This is a genomic window from Streptomyces sp. NPDC048696, assembly GCF_043198895.1.
In the GTDB taxonomy this organism is placed as follows: domain Bacteria; phylum Actinomycetota; class Actinomycetes; order Streptomycetales; family Streptomycetaceae; genus Streptomyces.
The window spans coordinates 196,155-210,010 of record NZ_JBICVJ010000001.1 but is presented as its reverse complement, the minus strand read 5'-3'; the positions used below and the strand labels follow the sequence as shown (position 1 = coordinate 210,010).

The following is a 13,856-nucleotide window of genomic DNA, read 5'->3' as shown; positions in this document are numbered from 1 at the left end:
GAGGCCGTTCGAGCTGAACTGCGCGCTCTGTTCGGCGCTCTGGTCTCGAAGGTATCCAGCCTCTTGATTAACTTCAAATGCATGTAAAGCACGGCTAGGATTACTCGCATGCAATTGGATTTGAATCTGCTGGCCGCGTTCGACGCGCTGCTGGAGGAGGGCAGTGTGGCCGGGGCGGCCGCACGGCTGCATGTCACCGCCCCCGCGATGAGCCGGAGTCTGGGCCGAATCCGGCGCACGACCGGGGATCAGATCCTGGTACGCACGGGCCGCACGATGACCCCGACGCCCTACGCGATCGCCGTCCGGGAGCAGGTGCACGAGCTGCTGCACCAGGTCCGGGGGGTGCTGGCGCCGAGCCGTGAACTCGATCTGGCAACGTTGGAGCGCACCTTCACCCTGCGCTGGCACGACTCCCTGGTCGCCTTGAGCGGCCCCGCACTGCTCTCGGCCGTACGCGAGCAGGCGCCGGGCGTACGACTGCGCTTCGTCGCGGAATCGCACATCGACACTCCGGAGTTGCGGCGCGGCGAGGTCGACCTGGAGGTGAACGCCAACCGCCCGAGCGCACCGGACGTCCGTGCCGAGACCGTGGGCGAGACCCGCCTGGTCATCGTCGTGAGGCAGGGGCACCCCCTCACCCGCGTCGGGACCGTCACCGCCGAGCGGTACGCCGACGCTGAGCACGTCACCGTCTCCAGGCGTGGGAACCTCGGCAACGCCCTCGACGACGCCCTCGCGCGGCTCGGCCTCAGCCGCCGCGTGGTCGCGACCGCGGCCACGGCGGCGGCCGCAATGGAGTTCGCGCGCGGCTCGGATCTCCTGGTCTCCGTCCCCGAGGCCACCACGCGCTCCGCGGTCGCCGACCTGGGCCTTGTCGTACTCCCCCTCCCGCTCGAACTGCCGCCGGCACCGGTGTACCTGTCATGGCACCAGCGCTACGACACCGATCCCGCCCACACCTGGCTGCGCGACCTGGCGCGAACCGCGCTGGCCGTGTGCGGAGCGTCGTCGTAGTCGGCGCCGTCCCGCTTCACCCGGACGTGCACGCGACCCCGTCGGTTCAGGAGGCCGTCGCGGGGACGAGGTTGTCGAGTCCCTTCGCACTGCCTGTCGCGGCCTCGATCGAGCGCGGCAGCATGATGCTCTCGTAGGCGCGGACTGCGTCGCCGAGCCTGGATTCGGTGACGACGGCGTGGGCGAGGTCGCGGCCGTCGAGCATGGCGAGGTTGGCACCCAGCCCTACCGGGGGCATCAGGTGTGCGGCATCGCCGAGCAGCGTGACGCCGGGAACGTGTTCCCAGGTGTGCGGGGCGGGCAGGACGAACAGGGACCGTTGAATGAACCCGTGGTCGCTGTTGCGCAGGATGTAGCGCAGGCCCTCGTCCCAGTCGTCGAACATCCTCAACAGGTGTGTCCGCACGGCCCGTTGGTCGCCGAGGTCGATACCGGCGGCCTCATGCCAGTCCTTGGGCGCGCGGAGCGCGATGTAGGCGCGGATGTGGCCGTTGCTGTTGCGCTGGGCGACCAAGGTTCTACCGGCGCCCTTCGCCAGCATCGATCCGTTGCCGACCAGCCGTGCGAGGTCGGGATGGCGGGTGTCGCAGTGGTCGAATCCGGTCTCGACGAAGGTGACACCGGTGTAGTCGGGTACGGCGGGCGACAGAGCAGGGCGCACGCGGGACCAGGCGCCGTCGGCGCCGACCACCAGGTCGAAGTCCTCGGCGGTGCCGTCACCGAAGAGCAGGCGGCAGGTGCCGTCCGTCAGCGGAGTGACTCCGCTGACGGCGCGGTCCCACTCCACCGTGCCCTCGGTGAGCGAGTCCAGGAGCAGACCGCGCAGTTGGCCCCGGTCGATCTCCCGGCGGCCGCCGGTGGCGGAAGGCACCTGATGCGTCAGGAGGGCGCCGGTGGCGAAGTCGAGCACGCGCCACTCGTCTCCCTCGGGGCGGGCGAGGGCGTCGAATCGATCGAGGAGCCCCGCCGCACGCAGGGCGGCCTGGCCGGTGTCGGCATGCATGTCCAGGGTGCCGCCCTGCGGGCGGGCGTCGGCGGATTCCTCGCGTTCGAAGACGGTGACGGAGCGGCCGTGTTGCTGGAGGACTCGGGCGCAGGTGAGGCCGCCGAGGCCGGCGCCGACGATCGCGATGCGCGGATCACGAGCAGAGTTCATGGGAGGTGTCCCTCGGAAGGTGGGTGAACCGCCGGGAGACCCGGCATCACCAAGAAAGCACACTCGATAAATAAGCGCAATGACTACACTTTCACAGCGAATACACTTCGAGGTACGGTGTGCGAGTGACCGAACCGACCGGGCGCCGCGAGCGCAAGAAGGCCCAGACCCGCCAGTCCCTGGCCGACGCCGCACTTGAGCTCTTCCTCGAACGCGGCTACGACCAGGTCGGCGTCAAAGACGTCGCCGACGCTGCCGACGTCTCGGTGACCACCCTGTTCAAGCACTTCTCCGGCAAGGAGGCCCTGGTCTTCGACCAGGACGACGACCTGGAAGCAGCACTCGTCGCGGCCGTGCGCGAACGCGCCCCGGGCCGGTCGATCCCGCAGGCCCTGCGCGAGCACCTCCTGCTGAAGCAGACCCAGCTCGCCGTCCATGCCGCGGACCCGCGGTTCGCCGACTTCACCCGCCTGGTACAGGAGACCCCCGCGCTGCGCGACTACGCCCACCGCATGTGGACGCGCCACGAAGCGGCCCTGACGAGGGCCATCGCCGACGCCGTAGGCGCGCCCGAGGACGACGTCAGCTGCGCCGCCCTGGCTCGTTTCGCCCTTGAGGCCCACAGCCTCATCCTGCGGCACGCCGAACCGCGCCGAGCCGCCGACGAGACGTTCGCACTGCTCGAACACGGCTGGGCAGCCTCCCATCCGAGCAACTGACCGGGCTGCCAGGCGCCCCGATGCGCGCGGGTGACGCACGCGCTTGAGACTGTCCGCCCTCCGGACGGGTCTCGTTGACTGCAACCCACCCGGATGGGTCATTAGATCGGCGGGCTCGGGAGGGACAGTGGGGGTGTACCGCTCTACGCAGAGGAGAGTGATGTGAGCCCCAGCTATCCCCGCTTCGACGAAGCCCTGGCGCACATTCGTCATGCCGCCTCCAAGGCCGAACTGAACCTTGAGGGGATCATCACCTCGAAAAGCCCAGGGGTCGAGGAGGCAACCAAGGCCCTGACTGTCGAGGCGCCTCGCGGATTTCGGAAGTGGCAACTGCCGGTCTACCTCGACGGCCCCGCAATCGAATACCTCACGGTCGCCGATCCCGGCGCCAGCGTGGGTCGTCATTCCCATCAGGGAGATGGCATCCGATACATCATGAGCGGATCAATCATCTTCAATGGCACCGAGCTGACCACCGGCGACTGGATGTACATCCCGGCCAACGTCGAGTACGCCTTCGAGACCGGGCGCTTCGGCGCCGTCATGTCATCGAAGTACCAATGCTGCTGCGAGACCACGGATGAGCTGTAAGCGCTCCTGACGCAGTCGCCGCGTATTCGGCGACGGGCGGGCAACGCCGCAGGAGTGAGCGACTGCGGGCGGTGAACGCGGCCGGAGCCGGGTCACGAGCTGGACGCGGGCCCGTCCGCTCCGTACCGCAGGCCGTCGAGGAGCAGGTCGAGGAGGCGGCCGGCCCGTTCGCGTTGGTCGGGAGCGCTGGTGATCAGCGCGACGCCGGCCAGGCTGAAGCCGACGTCGAACGGGTCGATGTCCGGACGCAGGAGACCGGCGTGGGCGCCGGCCCGCAGCAGCGTGGTGAGCGCGGTGCCGAGTTTGTCGAGGGTCTCGGCGAACGGGTCCGCACCGGATGCGACCGCGGCCCGCAGGGCGTCCGCCATGCCCTGCTTGGCGGCCAGGTAGTCGATGAAGTCGTCCATCCACAGACGGATCGCCCGGTCGGGCGGGTTGTCGGCGAGGAGCTTCACGGCGCTGTCGCAGACGCGGGCCAGCTCGTTGCGGTACGCCGCCTCGACCAGCGCCTCGCGCGTGGGGAAATGACGGTAGAGCGTGGCCGAGCCGACGCCCGCGGTCTTGGCGATCGTGTCGATCGCGACGTCCGGGCCCTTCTCGGAGAAGGCACGCACGGCCGCTTCGAGGATGCGCTCCCGGTTGCGGCGGGCATCGGCGCGCAACGCGCTCGGCTTGGTGGTCAAAGCTGCTCCGTTCGTCGGGGACCAGTCTAACTGGACAACCGGGGAGCTCCCCGTTTACCGTTGCAGATAACTGGGGAACTCCCCGGTTACGGGTGTCGGCCCGTTGTGTTCCCCAGGCAAGGAAGCCCCTCATGACCTCCCCGAAGACGGTTCTGATCACTGGTACCTCCTCCGGCATCGGCCTGGCCGCCGCCATCGGCGCCGCCCGGGCAGGCTGGGCGACCATCGCCACCATGCGCGACCCCGGCAAGGCCGAGGCCCTGCTCAAGGCCGCCGCCGAGGCGGGTGTCGCGGACCGGATCCAGGTCAAGCGCCTGGATGTGACCGACTCCGCGGGCATCACCGCCTGCCTGGACGAGGTCGTCGCCGAGCGCGGCCGTCTGGACGCGCTGGTCAACAACGCCGGCGCCGCCCAGGTCGGCACCATCGAGCAGAGCAGCGTCGACGACGTCCGGGCGGCCATGGAGGTCAACTTCTTCGGCGTGGTGGCCGTGACCCGGGCCGCCCTGCCGCACCTGCGGGCGTCGAAGGGCCGGGTGATCACCGTGAGCAGCGTCGGCGGCGCCGTCGGCCAGCCCTTCAACGAGGCGTATTGCGCGGCCAAGTTCGCCGTCGAGGGCTTCATGCAGTCCCTCGCGCCGGTGGCCGCCACCGTCGGCGTCGATGTCAGTGTGGTCGAGCCGGGCGCGGTGGCGAGCGAGTTCGTCGCCAACCTCGGCCTGGACGTCCCCGCGCTGCTCGCCGCCGCCGGGCCCTACGCCCCGGCGCTGGAGGCCTACATCACGCGCACCCGGCAGTCCTTCGGCAACGCCCAGACCCCCGCCGAGGCAGCCGCCCCGATCGTCGACGCCCTGACCGCCGCCCGCCCGCCCTTCCGCGTCCAGACCTCGCAGTGGGCCCGGGACTTCGTCGCCACGACACTCGCCGACCTCGACGGCTCCGCCGTCCAGACCCTCACCGGTACCTGGGTGCGCTGACCGCGGTGCACTGCCGACGCCGCGTTCGCGAGCCCGGCGGTCAGATGACCAGTCCGCCGGAGATCTCGATGACCTGGCCGGTGATGTAGCGCGCCCGGTCCGAGGCGAGGAAGCAGACCAGTGCGGCGACATCGTCGGCGGATCCGAACTCCCCGGTGGGGATGAGCGTTTTGAGATGGCACGCCTGTGGTGGAGGGATCAGGTCGGTCATGTCCGTGTGGATGAACCCGGGGGCGACGGCGTTGACCGTGACAGCGCGGCCGGCGACCTCCTTCGCCAGCGCCTTGGTGAAACCGATGATCCCGGACTTCGAGGCCGAGTAGGCCGTCTGGCCCGGGGCGCCGTGCAGGCCGGAGGCGGAGGCGATGTTGATGATGGTGCCCTTTCCCCCCTTCGTCAGCGGCATCACCAGCGGCCGGGTGACGTTGAACATGCTGCCGAGGTTGGTGTCGACCACCTCGTCCCACTGCTCCCGACGCATGCGGGCGAAGACGACGTCCTGGTTCACCCCCGCGTTGTTGACGAGTACGTCCAGGCCCCCGCTCAGGCAATCCAGCGCCGCGGCGGCGAACTTCTCCGCACCGGTGCTGTCGGAGACCCGCCCGGGCAGGGCCGTGCAGCGCCGGTCGGGGTAGGCGGCGTGCAGTTCGTCGCACAGCGCGTCCGCCTGGTCGGCGCTGCGGTGGTAGCCGAAAGCCACGTCGGCGCCCTGCGCCAGCGCGAGCCGCACCACTGCGGCGCCGATGCCGCGCGCGCCGCCGGTGACGACGAACCTCCTGCCGCGCAAGGGGAGTTCGTCAGTCGTCATCCGGTCCTCCGGCTCCGTCGCCGATCTGCACGAGCTCGGTCCGCTTGCTTTCGACTTCGTGCGAGCGCAGTGTGCGATAGCGCTCCTCGGCCAGCAGAGTGGAGATCATCGGCGTGTAGAACGGGCCGTCGCCGACGAGAGTGATCTGTTCGGGGGTGATGTCCGCCAGCCCGCGCTCGGCCAGTGCGTCCCAGATGGTGGCGAACTCGTCGTAGACGTCCACGCCCAGCGCCGATCGCAGCCTCACGCGGTCGAGTCGCATGCCCAGCAGGTGGCGGAAGAGGGTGGTGAGGACCCAGTCCTCGGGTTCGTGCCGGAAGGCCCGCTCGATGGGGAACCGGCCCTCGTCGATCGCGGCCTTGTAGTGCTGCAGGCTGCGGTGGTTGATGAAGGACCAGGAGCGTCCGGGCCCCAGGCGGGCCGCGCCGAAGAAGGAGATCGCGGCGTACCCGAGGCCGACGGCGTCCGAGACGTCGTTGAGCTGGGGGCGGTATCCCTCGCGGAAGTCGCGGCCGGCGGGGTCCCCGGGCTTGCGGAAGCTGTAGGCGCCGTGCTGCTCGTAGCCCTGGTCGAGCAGGAAGTCCCGCCCCTCGCGGTACATCTCCAAGTTGCTCAGGGCGCTGGGAAGTTCGTGGTAGCGGTTGAGTGCGAAGTCGGTCGGGCCGCCGACGTTGAGCTCGTAGTGGGTGATGTCGTGGACCCCCCAGGAGACCACCGTCCGTAAGTCCTCCAGCATGGTGGCGACGGTCTGCTGTGGCCAGCCGAAGATCAGGTCCACGTTGGCGCCCAGGCCGAACTCCCGTGCCCACTCCAGGCTCTGGGTGACATGCCTGGTGGTCTGCCTGCGTCCGCTCAGGCTGTTGAGCCGTTCGTTGATCTGCTGGACGCCCATGCTGATCCGGTTCATCCCGGAGTCACGGATCGCCTGCATCTTGTCGCGGGTGAACACCTGGGGGATGCCCTCCAGGGTCAGGTCGGCCGAGGGGGCGATGTTCGGGTAGAGGCGGCGGACCAGGTCCATCAGCTTGTGATAGTGCGATGGCCGGTACAGGTTCGAGGTGCCTCCGCCGAAGTACGCCGAGCCGAGGGCGGATCCCTCCAGTCGCCCCTGGTAGAGGTCGGCCTCCCGCTCGACATAACCGAAGTAGTCCTCCAGCGCCTCGTTCCCCTGGAACTCCTCGACGGGGAAGAGGCAGTATCCGCACTTCCCGGGGTTCGTCTTGATGCAGTACGGCACGCCGACGTACAGGAAGGCCGCGTGCTCCGGCTCGGCCTCCAGCAGGCGACCGCGGTCCTCGGTGATCTCGTCGACGGGCACGGTCGTCGCGTTCCAGAATCGCGGCGAGGGAAATCCGTGCTGGATCTTGTTGACCTGTCGTTCTTCGAGATGGCTGTCGATGTAGTCCTTGACGAATACGGAATCGAGCATCATCCGCTCCACTGGCTCGTCTTCGGTGGCCGCTCAGGCGGCTGTGTCGGCGGACTTGCGTCCGGCGGATTCCCGGTCCGCGGGGGCGAGGTCGAGCACCCGGTCGAGGAGGAAGTCGGCCAGCCCTTCGAGGGTCTGGTAGTCGATGGTCTCCATCGCCTTGAAGCGGAACTCAAGCTTTTCCTGGATGCGTCGCTGAAGGTCGGTCACCTTGAGAGAATCCAGGCCGATTTCCAGCAGCGCGATGGACGGGTCGATGTGTTCCGCCTCGAATTCCAGCTCCGCCGACGCCTTGCCCAGGGTCGCCCCGACCTCGTCGGCGAGCCACCGGACGACCGCCTGCCGGCGCTCCTGACGGCCGAGCGGTCCGAGCAGGTCGAGCAGTTCCCGCCGGGACTTGCCGCCGTGCTGCCCGATGCCCTCCTCCGCGTCCGCCGGGCCACCGGACAGCAGACCGGCGTGCCGGTACTCGACGCCCTCGTACTCCGCCACGACGCGCCCGCTGTCGTCCGTGACCCGCAGATCGACGACGAACGCGGTACGGGCGTCGTGCGGCCGGCGCCGCACATGGGCCCAGATCTGGTCCGGCAGGGGGCCGTCCAGCACCATCCGCCGGATCCCGACCGGGACGTACCCGCCCGGCAGCAGGTCCTGCCCGGGGGCGAGGAACAGGGCTGCGGCGATCTGGAGGCAGCCGTCGAGCATGGTGGCGGTCCGGTGCGCATGACTCTCGGCGGGCGCGCCGTCGGGTACGGCGGTGATCCGGGCCAGGGCCTCCCCGCGGTCGGCGGCGGCCAGCCACAGTTCCCGGACGGTGGAGAAGTGGAACCCGTGCTCCAGCCCGCCGTCCCGCAGCATTCCGTACAGCTGCGCGGGGGCGACGGAGGTGGTCATCCGCGCGCGCAGCGCCTCGGGTGCGGCCTCGCCTCCGCCGGTGTGCTCGGCCCGCCCGATCGTGCCGTGGCAGTGGTCGGCCCATGGGGCGCCGTCGGCGCCGGCGCTGATCGTGAACTCCCGCCCGCCGGCCGTCCCTTGCCCGAGGTCGGTCAGGGCGATCCGGGCCACGGTGGTCCCGCCGCGCGCGATGACGAGCGGGCGGGTGAAGCCGACGCCGGTCAGCACCACCGGGCCGGGGCGCCCGCCGTCCGCCTCCGCGTGCGCGCGGACCACCAGGTCCAGATATCCGGTGGCGGGGAAGACGGTCGTCCCGTGCAGCCGGTGGTCGGACCAGGGCGCGGCGGCGGTGAGCCGGTGTTCGCGCACCGACGGCTCGGGCCGGGGAGCCCGGACGGCGGGGGCGGGGGCCGCTGCCTTGCGGTCGGCCTGGTCGTCCCACCAGTAGCGGTCCTTGCGGAACGGGTACTGCGGGGCGGCCGCGGTGCGACGGTAGCGCGGACCCGGGTAGAGCCGCGGCAGGTCGATGTCGGCCCCGCAGGTGAACAGGGCGCCCACCGCGGTGAGCAGGTTGCGTACGTCCCGGCCGTCCGTGGCCAGGGTGGGGATCGCGGTGACGCCCGAGTTGCCGAAGGCCTCCCGGATGTGCCGCGTCAGGGCGGCCTGCGGGCCGATCTCGACGATCGCGGTGCAGCCCGACTCGACGACGGTGCGCATCGCGTCGTGGAAACGGACGGCCTGGCGCGCCTGATCGGCCCAGTGGTCCGGGCCCTCGTCGCCGGTGAGGGGCCGTCCGGTGAGGCCGGAGACCACGGGGACGGCCGGGCTGGCGGTACGGAACGCGGCGGCGTGTTCGCGCAGTGCGGGCAGCGCCGGGTCCATCAGGGGCGAGTGGAAGGCGTGCGAGGTCCGCAGCCACGCGGTCTCGGTCCGCGACTTCTCGGCCAGGGCCGCGATCTCGTCCACCGCCTCGGCCGCACCGGAGACGACGACGTCATGCGGTCCGTTCACCGCGGCGAGAGCGACCTGGTCGTCGCGGCCGGCCAGCCACCCGCGTACCGTCTCCTGGTCGGTACGGACCGCCAGCATCCGCCCTCCGCAGGGCAGTTCGCCCATGGCGCGGCCGCGCGACACGCTGAACCGGGCCGCGTCCTCGAAGGTCAGCAGACCGCCCACGCAGGCGGCGACGATCTCACCGATGCTGTGCCCGGTGACGGCCGCCGGCTCGACGCCCCACGAGCGCAGGAGTTCGGCGAGGGCGTACTCGACCGCGAACAGCGCGGGCTGGGCGAGACGGGTCTCGTGGAAGGCTTCCGGGGTGTCCGGGTGGAAGAGCAGTTGCCTGAGCGGGATGTCCAGGTGGGGGTCCATCACCGCCGCGCAGCGGTCGATCGCCGCCGTGAACACGGGTTCCCGGTCGTCGAGTTCGCGGGCCATCCCGGGGTACTGCGTACCTTGTCCGGAGAAGACGAAGGCCGTCCTCGCGGCCCCGGCCCCCCGGGCGCGGCCGGTGCGGACCGAGTCGCAGGCGCGGCCGGTCTCCCACTGGCGGAGGCTGTTGGCCAGTTCGGTGCCGTTGCGGCCGGTCACCGCCAGCCGGTGGCGCAGCGGGGCGCGGCCGGCGGCGGCGGTGAACACCGCGGCCGGCAGGTCGGGCATCCGTGTCCGGGACAGGAAGGCGGCCCAGCGGACGGCGAGTTCCCGCAGGGTTTCCGGGGCCTTCGCGGACAGGACCAGGAGTTCCTCGGAGCGATGCGCGGCGGCCCGGGTGTCCTGGGCGGTGGGTGTGGCGGGCCGGGGGACAGGCGCCTCCCGCAGAATCGCGTGGGCGTTGGTGCCGCTGTATCCGAAGGAGTTGACGGCCGCCAGCCGGGGCGTGTCGCCCCGGGGCCAGTCCACCGGTTCGGTGGGGACCTCCACGGACGCGCCGGTCAGGTCGATCTGCGGATTGAGCCGGTCCAGGTGGAGGCTGGGGTAGACGGTCTCCCGGTCCAGGGAGAGGGCCGCCCTCACCACGCCCAGCAGTCCGGCGCCCGCCTCGATGTGGCCGACGTTGCTCTTCCCGGAACTCACGTACAGCGGTTTCCCGGTGGAGCGGGCGGCGCCGTACGTCTGCATGATGGCGTCCATCTCGATCGGATCGCCGACCGGTGTGCCGGTGCCGTGCGCCTCGACGTACCCGACCCGGGCCGGGTCGACGCCCGCGGCCGCCAGCGCGGAACGGATCACCCGCTGCTGGCTGCGGCCGTCGGGGGCGGTCAGGGTCCTGGTCCGGCCGGTGTGGTTGACCGCGGTGCTCAGCACGCTCGCCAGGACCGGGTCGCCGTCTTCCTCGGCCAGCGACTGCCGCTTGACCAGTGCGGCCACGCAGCCCTCGCTGCGCACATATCCGTCCGCGCCCGCGTCGAAGGACCGGCACTGTCCGCTGCGCGAGAAGAGGCCCATCTTGGAGAAGGAGATGTGCACGTGGGGGGTCAGGATCGCGTTGGCGCCCGCCACGATGGCGGCGTCGCACTCGCCGGCGAGGATGGACTGCCTGGCCAGGTGGAGCGCGACCAGCGATCCGGAGCAGGCCGTGTCCACGGCGATGCACGGCCCCTGCAGGCCCAGGAAGTGAGAGATGCGGCCTGCGGTGATGCTGTCGGTGTCCATCGCCTCGTACGCGGTGACGCTGTCGTAACCGCCGTCCCGTTTGAGGGTGTTGTAGTCGTACGACATCAGCGAGAGGAACACACCGGTGTTGCTCCCCATGAGCTTCTCGGGATTCTGCCCGGCGTGCTCCAGGGCGTGCCACACGGTCTGGAGCAGCATGCGCTGCTGTGGGTCCATCCGGGAGGCTTCCTGGTCGGAGATGCCGAAGAAGGCCGCGTCGAACCGGTCGATGTCGTCCACGAAGCCGCCGTGACGGACGTAGGTCCGGCCGGGTAAGAGGGGATCGGCGGCGTAGAAACGGTCCACGTCCCACCGGTCCGGCGGGATCTCGCGGACACAGTCGCGGCCCTCCTCGAAGGCCGCGCGGGCCTCCTCCAGATTGTGCACGCTGCCGGGGAGTGTGCAGCCGACCCCGACGACAGCGATGGGTTCTGTAGGCAAGAAGTCCTCCTCGGTACTGAAATCGGTGAGCCTCGCGGAATTCCGTGATCTCGCGGACGGCGGCGGCGCAGGCGAATATCCCGGCCGACGGGCCGATTCGGAGAAAGGTGAAAGAATGTGTGCGTGCGTGAATTCATTGCTTACGGGGCGGTGCTGGCGTGGTGTTTCGCGGAGGCGCCACTCTTCATGACCGGCATGGTCGGTCGGATTGCCAAAGCACTGTTCGGCCAGCTTTGAGTAGAGCAGAGCAACTCCGGCCTGCGCAATTGCTCTCGTGTTCGACGGGAGCGCGTTCGGCCGGTGTCCGGATGGCGCGAATTGGACGGTTGCGGCATGCGTCCGGCGGCGAATAGAGTGATTGCGTCCGGCATATTGCCCCGTCATTCCTGGGTTCTGCCATTCTGCCCCGAGTCGCTGTGGGGGACTTGTGAGGGACCAGTCTGATCTGCTTTCGGAAGTGGCCCGGTACGCGCATTTATTTCTTGGCCGGGAGCGTCCGATATGCGCGCACGAACCCGGTCGGCTCGCGGAGTTATTGGGCGGTGAATTGCCGGCCGCGGGAAATCCCGCACCGGCGACCGTGGAACGGCTGATGCGCGCCGGGGAGGCGGGTGCGCTGGCCTCCGGCGCGGCGCGGAGCTTCGGCTACGCCGTGGGCGGCGCCCTCCCGGTCGGTATCGCCGCCGACTGGCTCACCAGCCTGTGGGACCAGTGTTCCGTCTTCCACGACCTCAGCCCGCTGGCAGCCGTGGCGGAAGAGGTGTGCGAACGCTGGCTCACCGAGCTGCTCACCCTGCCCGGGTCCACGGTGATGGGGCTGACCTCGGGCTGCACGACGGCGAACCTCGTCTGCCTGGCGGCGGCCCGCGAACACCAACTGGTCCGTGCGGGCTGGGCCGTCAACGAACAGGGCATGCCGGGGGCGCCGCCGCTGACCGTTCTGCTGGGCAAGGAGACCCATATCTCGGTCCTGCGCTGCCTGCGTCTGCTGGGCCTGGGCGGCGCGGTCCGCTATGCCGAGGCCGACGACGAAGGCCGGATGGACGTCCAGCATCTGCGGGAACTGGCCTCCCGGGCCGCCGGCGGCCTGATCGTGTGCGGCCAGGCCGGATCCATCAACTCCGGCTCCGTCGACCCGCTGCGGCAGATCGCCGAGGTCACCCACGAGTACGGGGGATGGCTCCACCTGGACGGGGCCTTCGGCCTCTGGGCGGCCGCCTCCCCCCGGTTGCGGGGCCTGCTGGACGGCGTGGCGTGTGCCGACTCGTGGTCCTGCGACGGTCACAAGTGGCTCAACACCCCTTACGACTGCGGTCTGGCGTTCTGCGCGCACCCCTCCCCGTTCCGCCAGGCCGTGAGCATCCACGCCGACTACATCCACACCAGTGCCCGGACCGGACGCGATCCGGTGGACTACCGGATGGAAATGTCCCAGCGGGCCCGCGCGTTGACCCTGTGGGCCGTTCTGCACCACCTCGGCCGCGAAGGTGTCGCCGATCTCGTCGAGCGCAACTGCGACGCGGCACGCCACCTCGCCCTTCGCCTGGCCGGCGAACCCGGCGTCGAACTCCTCGTCCCGGTCCGGCTCAACCAGGTGCTGCTGCGGATCGGGGACGACGACCACACCCGGCGGGTGATCGCCCGGCTGAACGCCGAGGGGACCTGCTGGGTGACCCCCACCCAGTGGAAGGGCCGGCACGCGGTGCGCCTTTCGGTGTGCAGCTGGCGCGCGGGCCGGGAGGCCGTCGAACCGGCCGTGTCCGCTTTCCTCACCGCCCACCGGGACGAACAGCGGCTCGGCGACCTGCAACGGGAGGCACAGTGACGTACCAGGCGGAAAAGTCCGAGGACTTCGAGGAGATCGCCGGCATCCTCGCCGCCGCGTTCGCCGAGGACCCGGTGATCGGCTGGGCGCTCCCGCCCGGACTTCCCGGGCGGGAGCGGTGCATCGCCGGATTCATGTGCGCCTGGGTCCGCTTCATGGTCGAGCATGAAGGAACCGCGCTCGTCTCGCCCTCCCGCGACGCGGTCCTCGTCTGGGAGCCCTCCGAGCGCGCCCCCGTTCCGGCCGAGGACCACGAAGCCTTCCGCGCGGACATCTCCGCCTCGACCGGCCCGGCCGCCGAACGCTGCCTCGCGCTCATCGACATCCTGGACGCGCGCTATCCACCCGGCCTCCCGCCCCACTTGCACGGGGCCCTGGCCGCCGCCCGCCCCGGAGCCCGGAGCCGGGGGGCCTTCCTGCTCCTCGCGGCCGAGATGCTGGTCCAGCTGTACCACGGCGAGCTGGGCCTCTACGTCGAGGCGTCGTCGGATTCGAGCTCCGCGCTGTGGCAGAGGCTGGGCACGTCACCGATCGGCCCGACGATCCCGCTGCCGGACAGCGACGCCGTCGTCACCCCGCTGTTCCTGTCCCCGGACGGTGTCGCCCGGCACCCGGCGCTGCCCGTCGCGCTGTCCCTTCCCTCCGCCAGGACGGCCTGACCGCG

General features: G+C 70.5%; 11 protein-coding genes. 6 read left to right on the top strand and 5 right to left on the bottom strand.

Annotated elements, in window-relative coordinates:
- Window positions 1-108: 108 nt before the first annotated feature.
- Window positions 109-1,017: a LysR family transcriptional regulator gene (locus ACGFRG_RS00975; RefSeq protein WP_361416497.1), complete on the top strand. Its 909-nt coding sequence runs from the start codon at window positions 109-111 to the stop codon at window positions 1,015-1,017.
- 46 nt (window positions 1,018-1,063) lie between these two features.
- Here ACGFRG_RS00975 and ACGFRG_RS00970 read toward each other — a convergent pair whose 3' ends face one another.
- Entirely contained in the window at window positions 1,064-2,173 is a 1,110-nt protein-coding gene (locus ACGFRG_RS00970) for an FAD-dependent oxidoreductase (protein ID WP_393260019.1), read from the bottom strand.
- A 125-nt stretch (window positions 2,174-2,298) separates the two neighbouring features.
- Between ACGFRG_RS00970 and ACGFRG_RS00965 the strand changes: the two genes are divergently transcribed.
- Together ACGFRG_RS00965 and ACGFRG_RS00960 are read left to right on the top strand one after the other, a co-directional pair.
- The gene (locus ACGFRG_RS00965; RefSeq protein ID WP_393260016.1) at window positions 2,299-2,892 is read left to right on the top strand and encodes a TetR/AcrR family transcriptional regulator; all 594 of its coding nucleotides are present in this window, start codon (window positions 2,299-2,301) and stop codon (window positions 2,890-2,892) included.
- A 162-nt stretch (window positions 2,893-3,054) separates the two neighbouring features.
- Window positions 3,055-3,483, top strand: a complete 429-nt coding sequence (locus ACGFRG_RS00960; RefSeq protein ID WP_393260014.1) for a cupin domain-containing protein — start codon at window positions 3,055-3,057, stop codon at window positions 3,481-3,483.
- 92 nt (window positions 3,484-3,575) lie between these two features.
- Here ACGFRG_RS00960 and ACGFRG_RS00955 read toward each other — a convergent pair whose 3' ends face one another.
- A complete protein-coding gene (locus tag ACGFRG_RS00955; RefSeq protein ID WP_393260011.1) occupies window positions 3,576-4,166 on the bottom strand; it encodes a TetR/AcrR family transcriptional regulator in 591 nt (196 codons plus the stop codon).
- A 92-nt stretch (window positions 4,167-4,258) separates the two neighbouring features.
- On the opposite strand from ACGFRG_RS00955, the gene ACGFRG_RS00950 reads away from it, so the two are divergent.
- Window positions 4,259-5,143 (top strand): SDR family NAD(P)-dependent oxidoreductase, encoded by an 885-nt coding sequence (locus tag ACGFRG_RS00950; RefSeq protein ID WP_393260008.1) that lies wholly within the window; start codon window positions 4,259-4,261, stop codon window positions 5,141-5,143.
- Window positions 5,144-5,183: 40 nt separating this feature from the next.
- Here the strand turns inward: ACGFRG_RS00950 and ACGFRG_RS00945 are convergent, their stop codons facing one another.
- Genes ACGFRG_RS00945 through ACGFRG_RS00935 form a run of 3 tightly spaced genes read right to left on the bottom strand, consistent with a single transcriptional unit; the run spans window position 5,184 to window position 11,367 of the window.
- On the bottom strand, window positions 5,184-5,951 hold the full coding sequence (locus tag ACGFRG_RS00945; protein ID WP_393260006.1) for an SDR family oxidoreductase: 768 nt from the start codon (window positions 5,949-5,951) through the stop codon (window positions 5,184-5,186).
- A complete protein-coding gene (locus tag ACGFRG_RS00940; protein ID WP_361416476.1) occupies window positions 5,941-7,380 on the bottom strand; it encodes a radical SAM protein in 1,440 nt (479 codons plus the stop codon). Before ACGFRG_RS00940 ends, ACGFRG_RS00945 begins: the two co-directional genes overlap by 11 nt.
- A 33-nt stretch (window positions 7,381-7,413) precedes the next feature.
- Window positions 7,414-11,367: a type I polyketide synthase gene (locus ACGFRG_RS00935; protein WP_393260002.1), complete on the bottom strand. Its 3,954-nt coding sequence runs from the start codon at window positions 11,365-11,367 to the stop codon at window positions 7,414-7,416.
- A gap of 592 nt (window positions 11,368-11,959) precedes the next feature.
- On the opposite strand from ACGFRG_RS00935, the gene ACGFRG_RS00930 reads away from it, so the two are divergent.
- Together ACGFRG_RS00930 and ACGFRG_RS00925 are read left to right on the top strand one after the other, a co-directional pair.
- Window positions 11,960-13,192: a pyridoxal-dependent decarboxylase gene (locus ACGFRG_RS00930; RefSeq protein ID WP_361416470.1), complete on the top strand. Its 1,233-nt coding sequence runs from the start codon at window positions 11,960-11,962 to the stop codon at window positions 13,190-13,192.
- The gene (locus ACGFRG_RS00925; RefSeq protein ID WP_393259999.1) at window positions 13,189-13,851 is read left to right on the top strand and encodes a hypothetical protein; all 663 of its coding nucleotides are present in this window, start codon (window positions 13,189-13,191) and stop codon (window positions 13,849-13,851) included. Before ACGFRG_RS00930 ends, ACGFRG_RS00925 begins: the two co-directional genes overlap by 4 nt.
- Window positions 13,852-13,856: the final 5 nt, after the last annotated feature.